Below are 831 nucleotides of genomic sequence, written 5' to 3' on the forward strand. Positions count from 1 at the left end.
TCCTGGGCATGATCGCCGCCGCTTTCGGGTATCTGACGCCAGTGCAAGGCGCGCTCCTGCAAGAGGTGATCGACGTTGCCGTGATCCTCAACGCCCTCCGTGCGCTACGCATCGCGCCCCATGAACCCACCACTCCGAATCCATAGGCTGTCTCCTCCGCGCAGGACGACATCGTGCAAGGAGCCACGCCATGAGCCGCCTCTCACATTCCGAAATCCACATGGTTCGCCGCGCTCGACAGTCGGATCCGGGCAGTCGCCTGGCGGCATGCGACGGTCCGGCTGCTGATGACTGCGTCCGGCGTGGGACCGATCACGGCGATGGAGGTTGTCGCGACCGTCGATGATGCCTCCCGCTTTGGTCGCTCGTCCAACGCCGGTGCCTATCTCGGGCTGACGCCGAGACGCTACGGGTCCGGTGAGATCAGCCGGAACGGGCGGCTGTCCAAGCGGGGTGACGGTTTCATCAGGAAGTGGCTGTTCGAGGCGGCGAACACCACCTTCTGCCGAAACCCAGGCAGCCCACAGCTGCGGCACTGGGCCAAGGCGATTGCCGAGAGAACCGGACCGCGCAAGGTCAAGGTCGCGCTGGCCCGGAAACTGGCGGTGATCCTGCACGCCATGTGGCGCACCAACACGCCCTTTCGGGAGATCGCGATGGCGTAGAGAACGTTCTCGGACGCTACCCTGCCGCCGTGGATCAGTAAGCTCGAGGTAACGTAGCGTGCGATGGAACTCGCCATGATCGGCTCCCAGAGCAACGCCAAGGTCTAGGCCGTGTCTGCATTCATCTGAGCCAGTCGAGGGCGGAGACGAGGAAGACGAAGCCCAT

General features: G+C 64.3%; 1 protein-coding gene. It reads left to right on the forward strand.

Features of this window, described 5'->3' with window-relative positions:
* Positions 1–287 precede the first annotated feature (287 nt).
* Positions 288–665 (forward strand): transposase, encoded by a 378-nt coding sequence (locus DDE13_RS22550; RefSeq protein WP_235868827.1) that lies wholly within the window; start codon positions 288–290, stop codon positions 663–665.
* The last annotated feature ends 166 nt before the right edge of the window (positions 666–831 follow it).

Source organism: Meridianimarinicoccus zhengii (assembly GCF_003254465.1).
In the GTDB taxonomy this organism is placed as follows: Bacteria; Pseudomonadota; Alphaproteobacteria; order Rhodobacterales; family Rhodobacteraceae; genus Meridianimarinicoccus; species Meridianimarinicoccus zhengii.

Coding starts and splice junctions, on each gene's coding strand:
- DDE13_RS22550 (WP_235868827.1), top strand. CDS start 288: ATGACTGCGTCCGGCGTGGGACCGATCACGGCGATGGAGGTTGTCGCG.